Source organism: Providencia sp. PROV_01, from assembly GCF_053098325.1.
Window position 1 is genome coordinate 3043657 of the sequence record NZ_JBRFKD010000002.1, and the last position, 21474, is coordinate 3065130.

A 21474-nucleotide genomic window follows, 5' to 3' on the forward strand; every position below is an offset into this window, starting at 1 on the left:
CTGTTTCAATTTGTATTTTTTTAACTAGAGAAGTTTCATTTACCAAAACACAGAAACAATAATAAGCCTTAATTGTTCATCATAGCTTAACAAAAATAAACCCAAATATGTAATAAAACAATTCAATTTAATAATAGCCATGTCTAAATGTTAATTAACTCACCTTGTGAGTATTTAAACTCAATATAAGCGTAAATTAAAATTAAATTATAATATATTCGTTATTTTCAAATAAGCCATCCTTGCTAGATCTCACCATTAAAAAACAAAAAATATTTAAAATTCAACTTGATATAAAAAATACATTAATTCATGCCATTTGCCATCTTAATTTTTAACCTATTGTTCATTAATCTCTTTTTTCAAACTAAATTAGCCGAGTTATCGCTTCCACCTTAAGCGCAATAACGCACAACCAATTGATTAATAAGATAAAAACAAACAAAGAGTTAATTAATGAAATGTTAATGTTATGATACCAAACAGTTAACATCAATAGTCAACCTCAAAATGCATAAGAATATTTAACAATATCCATATAGTAATTTACTATTAAACTTCTCGATATATCTTCTTTTATCCAATTTTTGATATATACCACCAACCTAAATTACAGAATATTCCTAGTAAAAATTGCTTCTTTTAGCCAATACATAAAATTATCCGGCCAAATTTGACAAAATATTTTTTTTATCTCATGTAGCATTGTTTTCCAAAGAAAAGGGTAAACCATGACAAATATTCAATTACTATTACTTGCAACTAATAACATCAAAAACAACACAGAGCTAAGCCACTCTCAGGAGTCTTATGTATACCAATTTTACTATGCTAACGTCGCAGGCCATTTCGATAGCATTCAAGATTTTCTTACCGTATTTAAGCAGCAGACAGATGCAACATTAGATGCATCGCAACAATTAGCCGAACAGAGTCAGCAAATATACTCAACAGTTGAGTCTTATTTGGAAGTAGCCGAAAAACGGTATATTGAAAGGAAAAAATTGCTAGCCAATTAAGTTAGCATTTACAGTTGAAAAGGCCTACAAACTAAATGAGGCCTTTTATCGATAATTTTTCTGTTAAACTTCTATTGCTCTTGTAGCTCTAATTCAGCAATTATAGGTAGGTGGTCGCTAACACTTGACCATTGAAACTCTTTGCTATCTGTTGGGATTTCCATATTTTTCACATCCCAAACTTGGCCTTTAAATGTAAAAATATGGTCAATATCTATCGCTGGGTTTACCGCTGGCCAGCTACGGTAATCAATACCTTTAAATTCAACTGGGTTCCACATATAACGAATTTCTTGGATAGGCTGTTCATTCACTGTTGAATTAAAATCCCCTGCTAATATTTTTATTGATGCCGCAATATTATCAAATCCCGTATCCGTATCCCCAATACTTGCATCTAAAATATGGCGAACCTGTCCAATGCGAATGGTTGGATCTTTCTGCCAATCAAGGTGCGTTCCCATCACTATAATTGGCGCATCAAAACCTGGTTTTGATATCTGGGATATTAATACAACACGTTGTTCAGCATCACCCGAAGGTAAATTAACTACTTTAGATTTATCGATTTGATATTTTGATAAAATTCCTACACCATATTCTCCACCATCAAAATCCAATGCCTTACCAAAAGCAAAATCCATCTTATTGGCTTTCGCTATTTCTTCTAACTGGTGAACTTTTTTACTGCGGGCTGTTTTATTATCAATTTCTGTTAAAACAATCACATCAGCATCTATTTTCGCAATCGCCTTATTCAATCCATCGAGATTACTGACATCTGATGCCAACTCATTTTTACCAATGTTATAGGTTGCAACTTTAATTGTCGGTTTGTTTGAAGTGTAAGCTTTATTCGGTGTTCCTCCATCCTGTACTTTTAAAACTTCAGAACCCGTCATCGATGCCATCGCACCGCAAGAAACTAAAATTGTAGTGGAAATAACTGTTTTTAGTAATTTCATTGTTTTCCCCTGTGAATATCTAATATGACAAAATAGTGCAAGTGTTGAATAAAATTCTAGCTAAGCTGAATTCATTAACTTGCAGTTTTCATACATTAACAGAGAATAAAAAAGATGTAGTGACCAAGTCGACAATCTTATTTCGAGAGAAAAAAAAACCACCATTGTTTATACAAAATAGTGAGTTACCGCACTATTATTCACTAAGGACAAGCAAGATATTCAATAAAACGTGATTAATAACAATAAATTAAATTTTACGCACTTTGTCTTGCTTCAAATTTATACGGAAAAACAACTCCTTCTTTACGTTCAACAAAATCACAATCGACATCAGCAAGCCATTTTTGTAGTCTTTTCGCTGTTTCTCGAGCCATTTTACTGTAATCAATCCGCACGGAAGTCAGTGATGGATGAATGTGATCACAATTTGAAGAACCTTCAACACAAGCGATCGCTAACATTTTAGGTATCTGAATTAAACGTCTCTGGCACTCAAAAATGACGCCAAGCGCAATCATTTCATGGCTGCAAATCACAGCTTCAAGCTCTGGTTGGCGGGTCAACATCTCACTAATTGCCTGACGACCAAAATCCATCGTTGCAACATACGGCGTTGTAATACTTTGATCTGCACTTTGGTTATACGTCAGCATCGCTCGGTTCCAGCCACTTAATTGTTGGCTTTGCATTTTACTGTCCATTTGAGCGCCAATATAGCCTATCTTCTTATACCCTTTTTGTAACATATAGTTAGTTAAAAAATTAACCGCATCACCAACGTTACTCTTGATATTCAACGTGACTGGATGGTTCGACTCCCCTGCAACACTGACAACTGGAATATCTAAATTCTTTAGATAATTAGACACACTTTCTGAATTTATTGCCCCAAAAATAATCAATGCCGCGGGGTTACTCTGTAATAGTGTCGATAAAACTTCAGACTCTTTTTTTTGCTGGTAATCATGGCTACCAATAACAACTTGATAATTATTTTTGTTCAGCGCTTCTTGTAAAGATTGCAGAAAAACTGAACTGGCATTATCACGCAGAGACGGAATTAAAACAGCAACAGTACGGCTTTGACCAGAAGCCAAAATACCTGCCGCAGAATTAGGTATATAACCAAGTTCTTCAACCGCAGCATTAATTTTTTCACGTAATTTGTCGGATACTAATTCAGGTGTACGCAGAGCTCGAGAGACCGTCATGGACCCAACGCCTGCAAATTTTGCGACATCCTGCAACGTGACTCGCCCTGTATTTTTTCTTTTTCGTATTTTTTGCATGTAATACTTTTACTTAGCCTAAACTCATTATTAACCCTAAGGTTGTTGATCTTCAATGGACAATTTTCATTCGAATCAAGCGTGTTTTTTTTGCTTTTTTCGTGTTCTAGATTAAATGAGCTAAAAATAGCCAATATGGTTCTCTGAAATCTAAAGAAACACTAAAAATCACCAGCTCAGATTAACTTACCACAGGTTGAATTTGTTAATCAGCCGACAAGTGTACTCATTTTGTTTTTGTTCGCTATATTTTCTTAAAATGATAGCGCTATCACGAAAATGAAAGATTCAGCTAGATAGCGCTACCATAGAACACTACTATTCATTCAACCATTACAAAGATAATAATTTCACTCTACCAGGAGCAACCCGATGCTAACGACATTACTGACCCCTAACGTCATTCAAGTCGTCGACAGAGCCAGTGATTGGCAAGAAGCGATAAAAATCGCCTGTAACCCATTAATTAATAATAAACTCATTGAACCGAGATATGTTGATGCAATAATTCAATCGCACGAAAAAATCGGTCCTTATTATGTATTAGGTCCAGGAATTGCCATGCCTCACGCACGCCCTGAAGATGGCGTGAACCAATTATCCCTTGGTTTAACCGTTCTTAAACAAGGGGTTGAATTTGGTTCTGAGGGCAATGACCCAATCAAATTATTAATTGTACTCGCAGCAACCGATAGCAATAGTCATATCGGCGCCATCGCAAAATTAGCTGAACTTTTTGATAATCAAGAAGATATTGACAGCATCATGCAATCAGAAAACGTAGATGACATTCTTAAAATCATCGCTAAATATGAATAATTAGATATTAAGGTAAATATTATGAAAATTACTGTTGTTTGTGGAAATGGCTTGGGCACAAGCTTAATGATGGAAATGAGCATTAAGAATATTTTAAAAGATCTGCAAGTCAGTGCAGATGTTGACCATGTGGATTTAGGTTCCGCAAAAGGCACCGTAAGCGATATCTTTGTTGGTACAAGCGATATTGCAGAACAATTAGTTGCTCAACAAGTTGGTGGTGAAATCGTTGCTCTGGAAAATATGATTGATAAAGTTGCAATGAAAGAGCGCCTGACTGTTGCTTTACAAAAACTTGGTGCAATGTAAGCGGAGGCACTATGTCATTTTTTCGTTTTCTGATGCAGGATGTTTTATCTGAGCCAGCCATTCTTGTAGGTTTAATCGCACTTATTGGTTTGATCGCGCAGAAAAAACCAGTAACTGAATGTATTAAAGGCACCATCAAAACCATCATGGGTTTTGTGATCTTAGGTGCTGGTGCAGGCTTAGTCGTCAGCTCGCTAGGCGATTTCTCAGCCATTTTCCAACATGCCTTTGGTATTAACGGCGTTGTTCCAAATAACGAAGCTATCGTGTCTATCGCACAAAAAAGCTTCGGCCGTGAAATGGCAATGATTATGTTCTTTGCGATGCTAATCAATATCTTGATTGCTCGCTTAACACCCTGGAAATTTATTTTCCTTACAGGGCACCATACTTTATTCATGTCCATGATGATTGCGGTTATCTTAGCTACCGCAGGAATGGAAGGAACCCTATTAGTGACTGTTGGTTCATTAATTGTTGGCTTTTGTATGGTATTTTTCCCTGCAATTGCCCACCCTTATATGAAAAAAGTGACGGGTTCAGATGACGTTGCGATTGGTCATTTCTCAACGATTTCTTATGTTTTAGCTGGGTTCATTGGTAGCAAGTTCGGTAACAAAGAACATTCAACAGAAGATATGAATGTCCCGAAAAGCTTGCTGTTTTTAAGAGATACTCCTGTCGCTATCTCTTTCACCATGTTCATTATTTTTATCATTACATGCTTATTTGCCGGCGGTGATTTCGTTCGCGAAGTCAGTGGTGGCAAGAATTGGTTCATGTTCTCATTGATGCAATCCATTACATTTGCTGCCGGTGTATATATTATTCTGCAAGGTGTGCGCATGGTTATTGCAGAAATTGTTCCTGCGTTTAAAGGTATCTCTGACAAATTAGTCCCTAACGCAAAACCGGCTTTAGACTGCCCAGTTGTCTTCCCATATGCACCAAACGCGGTGTTAGTCGGTTTTTTAAGTAGTTTCGCTGCTGGTGTTTTGGGAATGTTCGTTCTGTATGCATTAAATATGACGGTGATTATTCCAGGCGTTGTACCGCATTTCTTCGTGGGTGCTGCTGCAGGTGTTTTTGGTAATGCAACAGGCGGTCGTCGTGGGGCTATCTTGGGTGCATTTGCTCAAGGATTACTAATTACCTTCCTACCTGTATTCCTATTACCTGTTCTTGGGGATATTGGTATTGCTAATACGACATTCAGTGACGCTGACTTTGGCGCAATCGGAATTTTATTAGGCATTATAGTTCGCTAAGGTAAGACTCCCCATCGCAAATTTGCGAGTGGGGAGTTGTTTGCGGTTACCCTACTTTCCCAGCCAAGCCCCAACTCTAAATAAAAACTCCTGTAGCATATTAAATCATCCGGTGTTACGTGGATCATACCTTCTCCGGGAACATCAATTTCCGCAATCATAAATAGTGCTAACGTGGTTAATGATGGCAATATGAGTATCAACCAATTTTTCCCTTTTGTTCCGCGTATATTGTAACCAATAAGAATATTTGAACAGATAGCAAAAAAGATCAGCAAAAACCAAACCGCATTTAGATTTTCATTCAATATATCAATAAAAATTCGTTCAATCTTAAGATGAAGCGCCTCTAACTAAGGATCATACATAGAAATATGTACGACAAAGGACAGCGCTTGTAGCCCCATAGCTCTATTTATCAAATGCCATAATGCAACTTGTTGCAGCTTACATTAATAACGCGGACTAACCTTATCTTAGTTCTATTGACAATTAAAACGGAGACCTGTATTGTCCTTGTTTATAAATAGATGCTTAGGAACTTTAAATAAATGGCACACATTACTGTCAGTGTTGAATATGGTATCCATTGTCTACTTTGGTTTGTTGATAATCCCGAACGCTCTCTTAGCAGTAGAGAACTTGCAGAGTTACAAGGCATCTCTCCAAGTTTTCTAGCAAAAATTTTGCCTCGGTTAGAAAAGGCTGGGATCGTGAGTTCGAATGAGGGAATTAGAGGTGGATATCGATTGGCATTGCCTCCTGAAAAAATTACATTTCTATCTATAATTGATGCAATAGAAGGCTATAAACCTCTTTTCGAGTGCCAGGAAATACGGCGCCGTTGTGCTGTTTTCGAAGAAAATGGTCTACCACAATGGGCTATTTCTGGTACCTGCTCCGTACATAAAGTCATTCTTCAAGCTGAAAATGCAATGAGAGATGTATTAGCTAACCAAACCCTTGCTGATGTGGCGCAGCGTCTATGTCAAATCGCGCCTAATAGCTTTTATAGAGATGTAAACTCCTGGATGGATCAAAAAATTGAGGCTAGAACAGTTCGTTCAAACAAAGGAGGTCGTGGGAAAACATAACATATAATCCTATAGCCTTACCTTAAATTCACATCGTTTGTATTTAATTAATAACATCTTCACTGGTGCGGGTTTTTATTATTTAAAATTTGCAAATGAGCATTTAACGTTAATCTTCAAAGGAATTCAATAATGACAGCTAAAATTGTTATTGCAGGATCGGGTTTTGCTGGTTTTTGGGCTGCTATTTCAGCAATGCGGGTAATTTCACAAGCTAATAAAGAAAATAGCATCAAAGTTATTTTAATTTCACCAAGGCCTAACCTCACTATACGACCGCGTTTATATGAAGCAAAGCTGGATAATATGTCCCCAGATATTTCAAAGCAGCTAGCTGCCGTCGGAGTTGAATATATTGCAGGTAAAATCCAAAATATCGATACAGATGCAAAATTATTAACCATTAATCTAGCTAATGGCAACCAAACTTCACTAGTTTATGAGCGCTTTATTCTGGCAACGGGTAGCCAATTAAACGTACCTCCTGTTCCTGGATTTGATAAGTATGGCTTTGATGTTGATTCATTAGAAGCTGCGCATCGTCTTGAAACACATTTACAAGCACTAAAGAACAAACCGGAAACTTTAGCTAGAAACACCGTTGTGGTAGTAGGTGGAGGGTTAACAGGCATAGAAAGCGCCGCGGAAATGCCAACACGCCTGAAAAAAATTCTAGGTGGATCTACAAAGAGCCGAGTATTTATAATTGACTCAGAACCCACTGTGGGAGCCGGAATGGGAGCAGACATCTCTCCTGTAATTCAACAAGCTTTAATTGAATGTGGCGTTGAATTACGCGCGGGATTACGAGTCGAAGCACTAAGCCATGATGGAGTTACTCTGTCAAACGGTGAGTACATAGAATCAAATACTGTCGTATTAGCGACAGGAGTAAAAGCAAGTTCTCTAACGGAACAGATTCGCGGTGAACGTGACGCTAGTAATAGGATTATCTCGGATAATTATTTACACGCACAAGCTGTCTCAAATGTTTTCGTCGCAGGAGATACTGTCAAAGCTCCCACTGATAATCAAGGAAATCATAATTTAATGACTTGCCAACATGCCCTAAGTTTAGGCCGTGTTGCAGGGCATAATGCAGCCGCTGAACTGTTAGGGCTTCCTCTTCATCCTTACAGTCAGCCTAAATATGTAACCTGCCTTGATTTAGGGGCTTGGGGGGCTCTTTATACCGAAGGTTGGCAGAGAGAAATACATTATATTAAAAAGGAAGGGAAAAAAATAAAACAAGAAATAAATACTAAGTGGATATACCCGCCTGAATTAGAAAAAAATGAGCTATTTGCTATCGCCGCTCCAGATTATGTCATCGTTCCTTGAGGTAAAATTTAGATTTAATATATTCAAGTAAAATAAATCGGAATAACCGCATAAAAATACAATAAGTATGATTTGTATTGCTTTGTGTCGTTTATTTTTCAATACTGATAAATAACTAAATATTAATAAGGTTTAAATATGTATATTAAAAAAATTATATTTGCTTTTTCATTACTTACTTTTGGGTCAGTATCACAAGCCCAAGTTGTTAATAATAATAACCCTTTAAAATATAGGCATTTTAAAACAGATTACGCTACGATGGTCGAACTAGCGAATAAAGAACGTTTACCTTGGAGAGTCTTCTATGAAAGCCCTAGTGAAGGCGTCAATGCCGAATGGTTTGATGCCGTAAAGCAGGGAGATTTAGACAAAGTAAAACAAATGGTTACTGAGGGGCAAGACATAGAAGCCAAAGACACCGGTAGCTTAGACCAAACGGCTCTGGGATGGGCGGCCTTTATTGGTGATGAAGCAATGGTTGATTATCTTATATCCCAAAATGCTAATCTTTGGGCAACCGATACAGGTGACGTATATAACGTACTAAAATCCGCGGTACTCGGTAATAATGTCAATGTTGTAAAAAAAGTCCATCAGCTAATGAAAGACGAAGTAGACTTGAATAATCAGCAAATTGAAAGTGATGGTGAAACATTAGTCATGGTAGCTGCAAGTAATAATAGAATGGAAACGGTTAAATACTTATTATCGCAAGGCGCAGATATTAACCGAAGTACAACGACTGATGATGTAACCATGTTTTCTTATGACCAAAGTGCATTAACTTATGCATGTAAAAATAATCTTCCAGAAATGCAAAAATTCCTTATTGATAATGGTGCACTAAATCATCGTACCGGTAAACCATCTTGTAATTGATTTATAGGAATATTGGGTAATAACAGAATTATTTTCACCAATCATGCAAATAAGTTATTTTTAGCATAACAAAAGTATTGGACGTACCCTTCTATATATTAAATAGCCTGATTCCGATTATATATCGAAATCAGGCTATACAATCAATTGACTAAAAGTGCCCAACTTTATGTGGTTACTTCAAGCTTAATAGAACAGGTTGTAAATGTAGTCATTCTTTTAATGAAAATTACTGGCTATTACGCATATCCATAATCATTTTGCCATCATAGTCTGCACCAACCACAATATTAGGCACCTCACCTTTATATTTGTGAGCTTTAATTTGTTCAATCTCTAACTGTTTCCAATTGATCATTTCACGGGTAATAGTACGTTGTAATATCGCATTAGCTTCAGCTTCTTTCTGTGCAGCATACAATTTTGCATCCGCTTCTTGGCGCATCGCAAATGAACTTGCTTGTGCATTACGTTCTCTAGCGATGGCTTGTTGTTCAGCAGACTCTCTTTCCGCTTCAGCAATAACAACCTTTTTCTGAGCTAATTCACGCTCTTTTTCTGCCTCTGCTTTTGCTTGGTTAATTTGCTCTTGGCGCATTTTAGTATTAACCACTTGCTCTTGTACAACTTCAGGCAAAGTAATATCTTGGATCATAATTTCTTTTATTGTATAGCCATAAGGGGATGCATACCCTTGAATAGCATCACGAATAGATTCTTGTAATTTTCTTTGTGTATCTGCTGTATAAAGATCTTGCGCATTAGCAACATCTTTACCAAATTCCAAAATCGTTGAAATCAATTTTTGGCGTACATATTTATCTAAAGCTTCACTTTCTGTACCACCATTAATACGTAATACCGGAGCTTTAGAACCATCAAACTGAAGCATTACCGTAATATCAACAATAGATTTTAGTTTATCTTGTGAAGGTACTCTTAGCTCTTTTAGTGATACACGAATATCTTTTGTTGAGTACGTATCAAACGTTGTAAACGGGTTAATTGGAAAATGTAAACCTGCATCATAAGCAACTGGATCGACCTTTCCTAAAAATGTTCCTACCTTAACCGAACCATCTTGGACAATGGTATATGAGTTAATACCTACAAGGCCGATAACTAGTAGTAATGCAGCGCCAACAACCAATTTAATCATTGATTTAAATTGCATGAGTTAATCCCTATCAAATAATAATTATAATAAAGCGCCTATTGTCACTACTTGCTTTCTAACTACAAGTCTAATAATCCTAAGTTTAAAAACACTAAATTTACTGTTTCTATCTTGGTAAAAATGTATTGCTAAGTCATTACAGATAATTTTTTTATAAAGCTAGTTTTATCCTTTTAAATTATTACTGCTTATTTTCAATCATAAAACATATGAATGATTATTTATAATCACCACCTTAATCAGTTGAGATGACGTTCACCCCATCTTAAAATCAATAAATCGTTATTTTCAACCAAAAAAACAGCAATTTTAAGCATGTAACGCCGATTAATAATAAAGGGGATTATTGCGATCTTGATCACTGTTGTTTTTGATTGATTAAATATAATCATTGTGACTAAAATAAATCATGGCGGAGAAAACCATGCAAATAAAAAAATCGATTGAACGTATACCTGGTGGCATGATGGTTGTGCCATTAGTACTTGGTGCCCTAATCAACACCTTTGCTCCTCAAGCTCTCGAAATCGGTGGCTTTACGACATCACTATTTAAAAATGGTGCTCCTGCTCTTATTGGCGCATTCTTGCTTTGTATGGGTGCAGGAATTAGTTTCAAGGCAGCACCTCAAGCTTTATTACAAGGAGGTACAATTACCTTAACAAAATTAGTCGTTGCGATTGCTCTTGGCCTAGGAGTCGATTATCTCTTTGGAATGGAAGGGATTTTTGGTTTAACTGGTGTTGCAATTATTGCAGCAATGAGTAATTCAAATGGTGGTTTATATGCCGCTTTAGTTGGGGAGTTTGGTAATAAACGAGACGTTGGTGCTATCTCAATTTTATCTCTTAATGATGGCCCCTTCTTTACGATGATCGCGCTAGGCGCAGCTGGTATGGCAAATATCCCTTTAATGGCATTAGTTGCGGTTCTTGTTCCGTTAATTGTTGGTATGATCTTAGGAAATCTAGACCCACATATGCGCGATTTTCTAACAAAAGGTGGGCCAATATTAATTCCTTTCTTCGCGTTTGCACTAGGCGCAGGGATCAACTTAGAAATGCTATTACAAGGTGGGCTCGCGGGTATTTTACTCGGTGCGCTGACTACGTTTGTTGGCGGCTGGTTTAATATTCGAGCAGACCGTCTAGTTGGAGGCTCTGGTATAGCAGGTGCTGCAGCCTCAAGTACCGCAGGAAATGCAGTGGCAACACCACTCGCTATCGCACAAGCCGACCCATCCTTAGAGGCTATCGCGCTTTCTGCGGCTCCATTGATTGCTGCATCCGTGATTACCACCGCTATTCTAACCCCTATCCTGACCTCTTGGGTTGCTAAACGTCAACAAGCAAGACAACCCCAACAAACTGAAGAGTAAGGAGTTATTTATGAAGCTATTAGTTATTGCGGATGACTTTACAGGGGCAAATGATACCGGTGTTCAATTTGCTAAAAAGCATGCGCGTACAGAGATACTTCTTGATAGTACACAAAAACATTCTTGGTTTGCTGATGTCGTTGTGCTTAATACAGAAAGTCGTGCATTAAATGCACAAGTTGCTTCAGAAAACCTACGAAATAGCCTGAAACCTTTTTTATCTCAGAAGGATAAACCTGTCATTTATAAAAAAATTGACTCAACATTTCGCGGTAATATCGGTGCAGAAATAGAGACAATTATGTCAGAAACAGGCTTAAAATTTGCTATTGTTGCCGCAGCTATTCCTGCGGCAGGACGCGTAACGTTAAATGGTGAATGCCTCGTTCATGGAAAAGCACTTGTTGAAACTGAATTTGCTTCTGACCCTAAAACACCAATAGTTTCATCACTCATCCAAACTATCGTCCATCAACAGACTACCCTGCCTGTTATTGAAGTGTATCTAGACCAAATACGTTCAGGCCAATTCGTAACATGGTTACAAGCACAAAAGCCAACGCAAGCCAGTATCATCGTCACGGATGCTGAAAATGATGAAGATCTAACCCTAATTGCTAAGGCTGTATTTTCAATAGCTCAACCTTGCCTACTCGTTGGAGCTGCGGGCTTTGCAAATGCATTGCCTGAGATTATTTTCATGGATAAAAAGCAAGGGCTACCGTTATTTATTGTCGCTGGCTCAATGAGCAGCGCAACAATTGAACAGGTAAACTATGCACAAACGCATTGTGATGCCAGTGTTATTGATGTTGATGTAACGCAAGTACTTGCAGCCACTACACAAGATAACTATATGGCTGCGCTCATCAAAGAAATTAGTCAAACATTAAACCAACAAAAACACACCATCATACGAACCAGCCGAGATGTGCAAGATAGGCATCATATTGATGACCTATGCACTACCTACGGTATGACACGTAATGAATTGGGAAAAAATATCAGCGACTTTATTAGTTTGCTGACCTTAAAAACGCTGTCTGTTTCCAGCATCGGGGGACTTTTTTTAACAGGTGGAGATATTGCGATTGCGGTTGCCAATACTTTGGGAGCAAAAGGTTATCGAATTCAATCTGAAGTAATGCCATGTATACCTTGCGGCACTTTTATTGACAGTGAAATTGATGATTTACCCGTGATCACCAAAGCGGGAGGGTTTGGTCAAATAACCACTTTATGCGAAGCCATCAAATATATTGAGGAAATTTATTGTGAAAAATAATGTTGTTGCTATTACGATGGGAGATCCTGCTGGTATTGGCCCAGAAATTATCGTCAAATCCCTTGCAGAAGGTGAACTTGCAGGAGCCTCTGCCGTTGTTATCGGTTGTGCATCAACAATGCAGCGATTAATTAAATCGGGGTTAGTTCCTCAGGTAAAAATCAATGTGATACAAAATATCAAAGAAGCTCAATTTTCAGCGGATACCATCAATATTATTGATGAACCCTTAGCCGATCCTAGCGCGCTTATTGCGGGCAAGGTCCAAGCTCAAGCTGGTGACTTAGCATTTCGTTGTATTAAACGTGCGACTGAACTAGCACTCGCAGGCGAAGTGAAAGCGATTGCTACTGCACCTTTAAATAAAGAAGCATTACACCTTGCTGGGCACAACTACCCAGGTCACACTGAACTTCTTGCCCAGCTAACCAATACCAAAGATTATGCCATGGTGCTTTATACAGAAAAATTAAAAGTCATCCATGTCACGACACATATTGCATTGCGTAAATTTTTAGATACATTAAATAGCGAGCGTATCATAACCGTGTCTCGTATCGCATCAGACTTTTTAAAACGCGTTGGTTATGAAAAACCGCGTATTGCTATCGCAGGCGTTAATCCTCATGCTGGGGAAAATGGTTTATTTGGTGATGAAGAAATCGTATATTTACAACCAGCTATAGAACAGGTAAGGTCTGAAGGTATTGATGTTTATGGCCCTTGTCCTCCAGATACTGTATTTTTACAAGCCTATCAAGGGCAATATGACATTGTCGTTGCCATGTATCACGACCAGGGTCATATTCCTTTGAAATTATTAGGTTTTTATGATGGTGTTAATATCACTGCGGGTCTTCCGTTCTTGCGCACATCAGCCGATCACGGTACCGCATTTGATATTGCTTGGACGGGTAAAGCAAATCCTGAAAGTATGGCCATCTCACTTAAACTTGCGATGAATGTAGTATAACTAATGAGCACAATGGATAGATTAGATTTAATACTTGAGTATCTTAAACAGCATAACCTCGTCACTGTTGAGGAACTAGTACAAGCACTATCCGTATCAGCGGCTACTATCCGGCGTGATCTCATTAAACTTGATGAAACTGGGGTTATCTCTCGCACACATGGCGGTGTAACCCTCAATCGTTTCATTCCTGTTCAGCCCACTACATCGGAAAAAAACCAGCGTAATCTAAGAGAAAAACGGGCTATTGCGAAAACAGCAGCCCGTTTAATTGAACCAGGTAGCACAGTTTTACTTGACGCAGGAACAACCATGCTTGAGCTAGCGCGGGAGCTCACTCATATGCCCCTGCGTGTTATCACCTCTGACCTCCATATTGCTCTTTTTCTTTCTGAATTCAAACAAATTGAAGTCACAATTGTTGGTGGACGAATTGACGATAGTAGCCAATCTTGTATTGGTGAGCATGGGCGCGTTTTATTACGTAGTATTTATCCTGATATCGCATTCATTAGTTGTAACTCTTGGAGTTTAGAAAAAGGAATTACAACACCAACAGAAGAAAAAGCTGGGCTAAAACGTGATCTAATAACAAATGCTACACGTTCTGTTATGCTTGCTGATAGTAGTAAATACGGTAAATGGTCATTATTTCGTGTCGCTCAAATAGACGAATTCACAGATATTATTACAGACAACCAACTTCCTCTCGATATTCATCAAAAATTTATAGATTCTTGTCGTACTAATCTAATATTGGTTTCCACAAATGCCACTTAATGCTATTGAACGTGATTTCTTTATAAAATAAAGTAGCGCAACCTTCCAACCAAACCGCACCAAACATTGCATTTTATCTGACAACAAAATATGTAAGGAATCACTCATGAGTGAACTGAGATTAGCCTATTACAATTTATCACCTGAAGCTTATAAAGGGCTTATTGATTGCAAAAATGCATTGGATAAGAGCGGGTTAGATAACGAACTGATAGAACTCATCTATTTAAGAGTTTCACAAATCAATGGCTGTGCATTTTGCCTAGATATGCATGCAAATTCATTGCGTTCAAATGGCGTTAGTAACAAAAAAATTGATACTCTCGCTGGCTGGCAGGTCAGTCATCATTTTAATTCATTAGAACGCGCTGCATTAGCTTGGACAGAAGCGGTTGTTAATATAGCTACCAGTGGTACATCAGATGCTCTCTTTAATGAATTAAAACACCATTTTTCTGATGCTCAAATTTCTGATCTAACCATCGCTATTGGTTTAATGAGTGCATTTAATCGTATAGCAATAGCACTGAGACAATAGTAAAAATTTGCATAAAAAAAGCTTGTTACCATAATGGCAGCAAGCTTATAAACTCTATTTTTAACGCTATTTTTCTTCATCGCGTAGTGTTAAAACTTCATAACCATCTTTAGTAACTAATACCGTATGTTCCGATTGAGCAGATAATTTTTTATCTCGCGTTACGACTGTCCAGCCATCTTTTTTTGTTTTAATTTTCATTCCACCTTGGTTGATCATTGGCTCTATCGTAAATGTCATTCCTTCTTTTAATTCTACCCCTTTCCCTCGTACGCCATAATGAAGAACTTGCGGGTCTTCATGCATTTCACGGCCAATACCATGCCCACAATATTCACGTACAATACTATAACCTTTAGATTCCGCATAATGTTGAATAGCAGAACCAATATCACCTAACGTTGCGCCTGGTTTAACTTGCTTTATGCCTTCCCACATAGCGGCATAAGTATCTTTAACTAACTTACGTGCCAGTGGTGAAGCTTCCGGCATCACATACATTTTACTTGAATCGGCAATGAAACCATTTTTCTCTAGCGTAATATCAACATTAATAATGTCTTTTGCTTTTAAAATTTCATCTGTTTTTGGAACGCCATGGCAAACGACTTCATTTAGAGACGTGTTCAAAACATATTGGTAGCCATATTGCCCTTTACTGGCAGGCCTTGCTTGTAACTCATTAACAATATAGCTTTCAACTTTATCATTAATTTCCATCGTAGAAATACCAGGTACGATAAATGAATCCAACATCTTAAAAACACTAGCCAAAAGTCGTCCAGACTCACGCATCAGTTCAATTTCTTCTGCTGTTTTAATTGTAATATTATTCATGAACCTTTCCTTTTAATTCAATTGACTCTTTCTCTAACATTTCATTGATTAACATAGTAAATGTCTTATTCGGGTTTAATTCAGCTTGCATTCCAATTTTAATCCAAAATTCTGCCTGTGAATTAATCGACCGGGACATAACTTGGCTCGCATGGCGTAGATAATCATGCAATTCATCTGAAATTTTTACGATACCCAAAATAACCTCAACAATATGATATGTATACAAACCATGTATAGATCATATAACAGGAAGGTGATGATTCAAAGTACTCACGTTTTGTATAGCACAAAGCGCATGAAAAACAGCCTATAAATATCACCATTAAGTTTCTTAAGTTAAATCCGCCATCAAAGTATTTATTTTGTTGATCCGCTATGATGGAGCCCGAGGTATGTAATTCCTATGTGTAAATTAACATTATTTTGATTGACTCGGCCATTTACTAATTTAACAGCTCTACTCTTTATAAACTAACGACCCGATTACTGCATGAACTCAATAAATAAAAGCTGGAGAAAAATATGTATAATAAGATTTTGGTTCCGATTGATATAACAGAAAAAAGCTTAGCACATTTAGTTATGGCACATATTCAATACCTTGCTGAATATGAAAAAGCACACATTCATTTTTTAGCGATTATTCCTACTATCCCTTTCTATACCACGATGGGATTTGGTTTTGCTGAAAAAGCGGATAGTGAACAAGATAATGTAACAAGACAACTCACTGAGATTATTAAAGAATTTAATCTTTCAAGTGATAAGTACAGCGCGCAAGTTTTAATGGGAACACCAAGAGATGAGATTTTACGCGTTGCTGAAGAAATTTCTGCTGATTTAATTGTAATTGGCTCAAAGCGTCCCGGTATGTCCACATATTTTTTAGGTTCGACAGCATCAATGGTTATTCAAAATTCAAAAATTTCTGTTTTAACGGTTCGATAACCACTATCAATTATAATAACCTAGGTAACCTATTATTGGGTTACCTTGTTTTTTCGTGTTAAGCTTACATATCGACATTATTCACTCTACTAGGCTATATATTACAGGTTTATTTTTCACTCAAGGAATGTAATGAAAAGATACTTTCTCTGGATCAGTATAAGCATCAACATTATTCTTACCATCGCTTTAATTACATCTATCACCTTGTTTTTTAACATGAAAAATCAGGTGATGACTATCGTTGAGCAAGTAAAAACAGGAAAGTATATCGAGCAGGTACAACAGCAAACCAAGCAACTGATTCCAAATACGCTAAATGAATTAAAAACCTTAGAAATTGATGGTGACTCCTGTGGCCAATTTTATCAAAAAGTTGATGAAGTTATTGAATACTTAAATAATAATCCAGAGATTATTGGGGCACAAACCTACACAGATCAACTGTCTTCAGTAAAAATGGCTATTGATAAAACTCCGACTATATTAAAAGACAAGGCCTGCAAAAAGGGTGTTTCAAGTATTAATTATATCGTTAATGCACTGCAGCCTGATGAGCTATAACGGGTTTATTTATTAATACTATTAGAGCGCTCACAATCTAACCAATTGATAAACTGGATTAATTTCCCCACGAATTGCTCATCAGCAAACGGAACAGTTCCTTGATATAAAAAATAATTTATCTCAAATTGCCGTTCAGGATAACGTTGGACTAATTTCTGTGTATATTCAGATAATGTTTCTGGCCAGTCATTGTCTTTTTTCCAACGTAAAATGTTGGTCGAACGAATGAGTTTTCTCGATGCCGCCCGATATAATAACTTTAGTTCAGCGTCATCATTACAATGATTAATTTGGTCAATATAATCATTGAGTACATTAACAAAATCACCATTAACTGCTTCTGCTATTTCCCGCGAAGGGATAAGTTGGCTAAAATATGTAGCTAAATCATGCCCATAAATGCAACGGCAATGATGCTTAATCCAATATCCCCAACTATATAAATTAGCCTCACTCATCACATCCGTAAGTATACCAATATCAAAATCAATTTTGCTTATCTCGGTGTGACTAATCGTTAGTTGTAGTTGTATTTCATTAAGTCTGGTTGTCTCAAATTGGGTAAGATCGTCACGTAATATGATGCACAGATCTAAATCTGATTGTTGAGGTTTTGCACAGCCCTTTGCAACACTGCCATAAACATATAGGCTATGGAGCTTTTCTTTTAGTATGTGACTCAGCCAGTAAATAGATTCTGTTATTACTAACTGAAATTCCGATTGAAAAGGCCTTTCCTCAAGAACAGGGATATACGCATAATCTTTTAATTTCATAACCCACTAACTCTCTAAGATAAGTGTTTCTGTTTGTACTAACCATTCATAATAGCCAATAACCTCACGACCATTTAACCAGCGAGACAGCATATCTAGTACTAACATTACACTGACTTCTTGCTTTTCTTTCTGCGAATGATTATTTGGTAAATAGTGAATTCTTTGCACATAACACTTATCTGGGGTTGATAATGCAACGTTTAGATACTGCTCCTGATATTCACCAATCACTAAACCAATAGATAAGGGGTGGTTAATCGTTATATTCTGAGCTCTTTGCGCTAGAGTTTCTAATGTTTGCTCCACATCAAGTGGTAAAATTTGACTGTCAGAAATAACGATTCCTGCTGAATCCAATGTCCAATTTAATAACCCAGCACTATATTGTTCACTAGCTATTACGTTTAATTTCTTTTCTTTTAATAAGTTACCAATTTTTTGTGCTAAACCTTCAGTACCTTCAAATATCAGATTATCCCCTACTCCTTGCTTCACGAGTTGCCAATCTCTCTCCATCAATTCTTTTTGTGATGCAGGCCCCGTCAGTTTTAATTCAATAATAGGCATTGAGGAGCGGTAGCCTAAAACACAATTTTCAGGTAAAGGTAAGCTATCAAATTGCTTCGCAAGACTACTTTCACTACGACCAAAACTGGTTAGACGTAAACAAATTGGTGGCTCTGGCAATGTAAACCGTTCACGTAACCTCGGCAAAATTTGCTCATTCACCATAACTTTAAACTCTGAAGGAACCCCCGGTGTAAAAAAAATTAGACAATCATTCAAAACTAATGAAAAGCCACAAGCTGTTCCGACTGGGTTATCAATTAATTCCGCATTGGCAGGAAGTAGCGCTTGCTTACGATTTGTCTCAGGCATAACTCGCCCTCTGGCAATAAAATAGCGCTCCATAACCTCAATCCACTGTGAATGCTCAACTAATGGAACTCCCGCAGCTTTAGCCGCTGCCAAAGCACTTAAGTCATCACTTGTTGGCCCAAGCCCACCATTAACAATCAGAACATCTGCAGATAAACTACGTTCAAGGAAAGTAGCGACTAAACTATCTAAATCATCACCAACAGTTGTTCGGCTACTCAAAGGGAGACCTTGTTGAAAAAAACAGTCTGCTAACCAAGCGGCATTTGTATCAATTATTTGTCCGTGTAAAACCTCATCGCCAGTACTCAACATTTCAACAACTAACATCCATAACTCCCTTATTATGCAAATTACATTAACTTGCTAAATTACCTTATTATTAAGCTGACTAACATTAATATTTATTCAGCAAAACTGCTCTTCAAAAGTCACCTATAATCTATTAGAAACAAATAGTTTAGGATAACTATCACAATATGTGAGTCATAAAAAGGCTATAGTTTTATATGCAATTGAATCCATTATTTTTTATCGTAATAATAGAGGCTACATTTTCAAGCTAAAACTAATTAAGTCTATCGCACTACTTTCTTTATTTTTATTTCCGGATGTCAACTTGGGGGCTCTACAAATTCCAATTCAAACTCAGATTCAAAATTTGGGGAATTAAATGAGTTAAAAACGATAGAGTTTCCTTCCACAGAAACACCTAAAGATCTTGCTGAAGGCGCATTTGAAACTGAGTACGATAATGGCCAGCCAAAATTCAAAACTTGGGTATCTAAAGGATGTCTGGATAAATACATCAAAACCTACTATGAGAATGGCCGTATCGATATCGAATTAACCGCGCTATAAGGCACCATTTAAAATCTACCATAACACTCCAAGTAAAAACCAAGCATTACTGGTACTTTTAAAAATGGAGAACTTGTTGGCACAGTAACTGAATTTGATGAAAATGGAGCGATTATTTCTAAAACACTGATCCGTGATGGTGAGGCCATCGTAGTAGAATAATTTAATGAACAAAATAAAGCAGAAGCATATGATTTACAAGATAGCTAAAAAAGAAACCCGCAATTAGCGGGTTTCTAAGATATTAACAATCAAGGACAAAGCGACTAAATCAGCTCTTTTACTTCAAAATTCACTTCACCGCTAAGGTCAGCATCATAATCAACACCGTTTAGACCGAAGCCAAACAAACGGAGAAACTCAGCTTTATAACCTTGGTAATCTGTTAGCTCATTGATGTTATTATCATTCAACTGCTGCCAAATTTCACGACATGTATTTTGAACATCATCACGCAATTCCCAATCATCTAAACGTAGACGATGCTTTTCATCGGTATCTGGCACTGCGTCATTGAATAATTTAGTGGCAAATAAGCGTTGAATTTGTTCAATACAACCTTCATGGATCCCTTTCTCTTTCATGATTTTAAAGACAATAGAGATATATAAAGGCATTACAGGAATTGCAGAAGAGGCTTGTGTTACGACAGATTTTAATACAGCAACATACGCTGCCCCACCCTTAGCTTGCAATTTTTGGTTAATTGCATGAGCCGCACGGTCTAAATCTTCTTTTGCTTTACCTAATGTACCATGCCAATAAATTGGCCATGTTAAATCTGTACCAATATAAGAATAAGCCACAGATTGTGCATTATCAGCTAAAACACCTGCTTCATCTAATGCATTCATCCACAGTTCCCAATCTTGGCCGCCCATGACTTTTACTGTATCTGCAATTTCTTGTTCATTTGCGGGCTCAACAACGGCTTCAATTAGCACATCTTTGTTGGTATCCAGAGCAACAGATTTGTACGGTTCGCCAATAGGTTTCAAGGCCGAACGTACGATTTCACCTGTTTCAGGCATTTTACGCACAGGTGAGGCCAGTGAATAAACTACTAAATCAATTTGGCCTAAATCTTGTTTAATTAAATCAATAACGGTTTGACGGCATTCATCAGAAAAAGCATCACCATTAATGCTTTTCGCATACAAGCCTTCTTCTTTCGCTGCTTTGTCAAAACCTGCAGAATTGTACCAGCCCGCAGAGCCTGTTTTACCTTCACTGCCTGGCTTTTCAAAAAATACACCGATGGTAGCCGCACCGCTGCCAAATGCAGCATTGATACGAGAGGCCAGGCCATAACCGGTAGATGCACCAATAACTAAAACTTTCTTAGGGCCGTTTTTCAGTTCACCACGTGATTTCACGTAGGCAATTTGCTCACGCACATTGGCTTCACAGCCTGCCGGATGAGCTGTAGTGCAGATAAAACCACGAATTTTAGGTTTGATAATCATAGTCATTTTTTCTT

General features: G+C 37.3%; 22 protein-coding genes and 1 pseudogene. 14 read left to right on the forward strand and 9 right to left on the reverse strand.

Features of this window, described 5'->3' with window-relative positions; all coding sequences use genetic code 11:
* Positions 1–731: 731 nt before the first annotated feature.
* Positions 732–1019 carry a hypothetical protein gene (locus ACU696_RS14785; protein WP_004910245.1) on the forward strand — a complete coding sequence of 96 codons (288 nt, stop codon included), beginning with the start codon at positions 732–734 and terminating at the stop codon, positions 1017–1019.
* A 71-nt stretch (positions 1020–1090) separates the two neighbouring features.
* Here the strand turns inward: ACU696_RS14785 and ACU696_RS14790 are convergent, their stop codons facing one another.
* On the reverse strand, positions 1091–1984 hold the full coding sequence (locus tag ACU696_RS14790) for an endonuclease/exonuclease/phosphatase family protein (RefSeq protein ID WP_196719698.1): 894 nt from the start codon (positions 1982–1984) through the stop codon (positions 1091–1093).
* A gap of 257 nt (positions 1985–2241) precedes the next feature.
* A complete protein-coding gene (locus ACU696_RS14795) occupies positions 2242–3276 on the reverse strand; it encodes a LacI family DNA-binding transcriptional regulator (RefSeq protein WP_004910239.1) in 1035 nt (344 codons plus the stop codon).
* A gap of 372 nt (positions 3277–3648) precedes the next feature.
* On the opposite strand from ACU696_RS14795, the gene ACU696_RS14800 reads away from it, so the two are divergent.
* Genes ACU696_RS14800 through ACU696_RS14810 form a run of 3 tightly spaced genes read left to right on the forward strand, consistent with a single transcriptional unit; the run spans position 3649 to position 5672 of the window.
* Positions 3649–4095 carry a PTS sugar transporter subunit IIA gene (locus ACU696_RS14800; protein ID WP_109911223.1) on the forward strand — a complete coding sequence of 149 codons (447 nt, stop codon included), beginning with the start codon at positions 3649–3651 and terminating at the stop codon, positions 4093–4095.
* Positions 4096–4116: 21 nt separating this feature from the next.
* Positions 4117–4404, forward strand: a complete 288-nt coding sequence (locus ACU696_RS14805; RefSeq protein ID WP_004910231.1) for a PTS sugar transporter subunit IIB — start codon at positions 4117–4119, stop codon at positions 4402–4404.
* Positions 4405–4415: 11 nt separating this feature from the next.
* Positions 4416–5672 (forward strand): PTS ascorbate transporter subunit IIC, encoded by a 1257-nt coding sequence (locus ACU696_RS14810; protein WP_036958647.1) that lies wholly within the window; start codon positions 4416–4418, stop codon positions 5670–5672.
* Positions 5673–5723: 51 nt separating this feature from the next.
* Here ACU696_RS14810 and ACU696_RS14815 read toward each other — a convergent pair.
* Positions 5724–5965, reverse strand: a pseudogene (locus ACU696_RS14815) (hypothetical protein); the annotation flags it as partial.
* A gap of 258 nt (positions 5966–6223) precedes the next feature.
* On the opposite strand from ACU696_RS14815, the gene ACU696_RS14820 reads away from it, so the two are divergent.
* The 3 genes from ACU696_RS14820 to ACU696_RS14830 all read left to right on the forward strand — a co-directional run bounded on the left by ACU696_RS14820 (position 6224) and on the right by ACU696_RS14830 (position 8989).
* The gene (locus ACU696_RS14820; protein WP_004910219.1) at positions 6224–6766 is read left to right on the forward strand and encodes an RrF2 family transcriptional regulator; all 543 of its coding nucleotides are present in this window, start codon (positions 6224–6226) and stop codon (positions 6764–6766) included.
* A 132-nt stretch (positions 6767–6898) separates the two neighbouring features.
* Positions 6899–8107: an NAD(P)/FAD-dependent oxidoreductase gene (locus ACU696_RS14825; RefSeq protein WP_109911222.1), complete on the forward strand. Its 1209-nt coding sequence runs from the start codon at positions 6899–6901 to the stop codon at positions 8105–8107.
* 138 nt (positions 8108–8245) lie between these two features.
* Positions 8246–8989, forward strand: a complete 744-nt coding sequence (locus ACU696_RS14830; protein ID WP_184957447.1) for an ankyrin repeat domain-containing protein — start codon at positions 8246–8248, stop codon at positions 8987–8989.
* Between the two features lie 229 nt (positions 8990–9218).
* Here ACU696_RS14830 and ACU696_RS14835 read toward each other — a convergent pair whose 3' ends face one another.
* Positions 9219–10163 carry an SPFH domain-containing protein gene (locus ACU696_RS14835; RefSeq protein WP_004910213.1) on the reverse strand — a complete coding sequence of 315 codons (945 nt, stop codon included), beginning with the start codon at positions 10161–10163 and terminating at the stop codon, positions 9219–9221.
* A gap of 427 nt (positions 10164–10590) precedes the next feature.
* On the opposite strand from ACU696_RS14835, the gene ACU696_RS14840 reads away from it, so the two are divergent.
* The 5 genes from ACU696_RS14840 to ACU696_RS14860 all read left to right on the forward strand — a co-directional run bounded on the left by ACU696_RS14840 (position 10591) and on the right by ACU696_RS14860 (position 15120).
* On the forward strand, positions 10591–11544 hold the full coding sequence (locus ACU696_RS14840; RefSeq protein WP_109911221.1) for a 2-keto-3-deoxygluconate permease 1: 954 nt from the start codon (positions 10591–10593) through the stop codon (positions 11542–11544).
* A 10-nt stretch (positions 11545–11554) separates the two neighbouring features.
* Entirely contained in the window at positions 11555–12829 is a 1275-nt protein-coding gene (gene dtnK, locus ACU696_RS14845; RefSeq protein WP_209101379.1) for a D-threonate kinase, read from the forward strand.
* Positions 12819–13802, forward strand: coding sequence for a D-threonate 4-phosphate dehydrogenase (locus tag ACU696_RS14850; protein WP_109911219.1), 984 nt, complete (start codon positions 12819–12821; stop codon positions 13800–13802). The genes dtnK and ACU696_RS14850 overlap by 11 nt, the downstream gene beginning before the upstream one ends.
* A 3-nt stretch (positions 13803–13805) precedes the next feature.
* Positions 13806–14582: a DeoR/GlpR family DNA-binding transcription regulator gene (locus ACU696_RS14855; RefSeq protein ID WP_109911218.1), complete on the forward strand. Its 777-nt coding sequence runs from the start codon at positions 13806–13808 to the stop codon at positions 14580–14582.
* Positions 14583–14688: 106 nt separating this feature from the next.
* A complete protein-coding gene (locus ACU696_RS14860; protein ID WP_109911217.1) occupies positions 14689–15120 on the forward strand; it encodes a carboxymuconolactone decarboxylase family protein in 432 nt (143 codons plus the stop codon).
* A gap of 66 nt (positions 15121–15186) precedes the next feature.
* On the opposite strand, the gene map is transcribed toward ACU696_RS14860, so the two are convergent.
* Positions 15187–15957 carry a type I methionyl aminopeptidase gene (gene map / locus ACU696_RS14865; protein WP_209101374.1) on the reverse strand — a complete coding sequence of 257 codons (771 nt, stop codon included), beginning with the start codon at positions 15955–15957 and terminating at the stop codon, positions 15187–15189.
* Positions 15950–16156: a ParD-like family protein gene (locus tag ACU696_RS14870; protein ID WP_004910200.1), complete on the reverse strand. Its 207-nt coding sequence runs from the start codon at positions 16154–16156 to the stop codon at positions 15950–15952. Before ACU696_RS14870 ends, map begins: the two co-directional genes overlap by 8 nt.
* A 326-nt stretch (positions 16157–16482) precedes the next feature.
* Here ACU696_RS14870 and ACU696_RS14875 point away from each other — a divergent pair, with 326 nt between their 5' ends.
* Together ACU696_RS14875 and ACU696_RS14880 are read left to right on the forward strand one after the other, a co-directional pair.
* Positions 16483–16908, forward strand: a complete 426-nt coding sequence (locus ACU696_RS14875; RefSeq protein WP_004910195.1) for a universal stress protein — start codon at positions 16483–16485, stop codon at positions 16906–16908.
* 132 nt (positions 16909–17040) lie between these two features.
* Positions 17041–17472: a DUF5339 family protein gene (locus tag ACU696_RS14880; RefSeq protein ID WP_198634910.1), complete on the forward strand. Its 432-nt coding sequence runs from the start codon at positions 17041–17043 to the stop codon at positions 17470–17472.
* Positions 17473–17477: 5 nt separating this feature from the next.
* On the opposite strand, the gene ACU696_RS14885 is transcribed toward ACU696_RS14880, so the two are convergent.
* From ACU696_RS14885 to fabV, 3 genes are all read right to left on the reverse strand, one after another.
* Positions 17478–18251: a nucleotidyltransferase domain-containing protein gene (locus tag ACU696_RS14885; protein WP_109911216.1), complete on the reverse strand. Its 774-nt coding sequence runs from the start codon at positions 18249–18251 to the stop codon at positions 17478–17480.
* Positions 18252–18257: 6 nt separating this feature from the next.
* Positions 18258–19463: a nicotinamide mononucleotide deamidase-related protein YfaY gene (locus ACU696_RS14890; RefSeq protein WP_115167414.1), complete on the reverse strand. Its 1206-nt coding sequence runs from the start codon at positions 19461–19463 to the stop codon at positions 18258–18260.
* 797 nt (positions 19464–20260) lie between these two features.
* Positions 20261–21460 (reverse strand): enoyl-ACP reductase FabV, encoded by a 1200-nt coding sequence (gene fabV, locus ACU696_RS14895; protein WP_109911334.1) that lies wholly within the window; start codon positions 21458–21460, stop codon positions 20261–20263.
* Positions 21461–21474 lie beyond the last annotated feature (14 nt).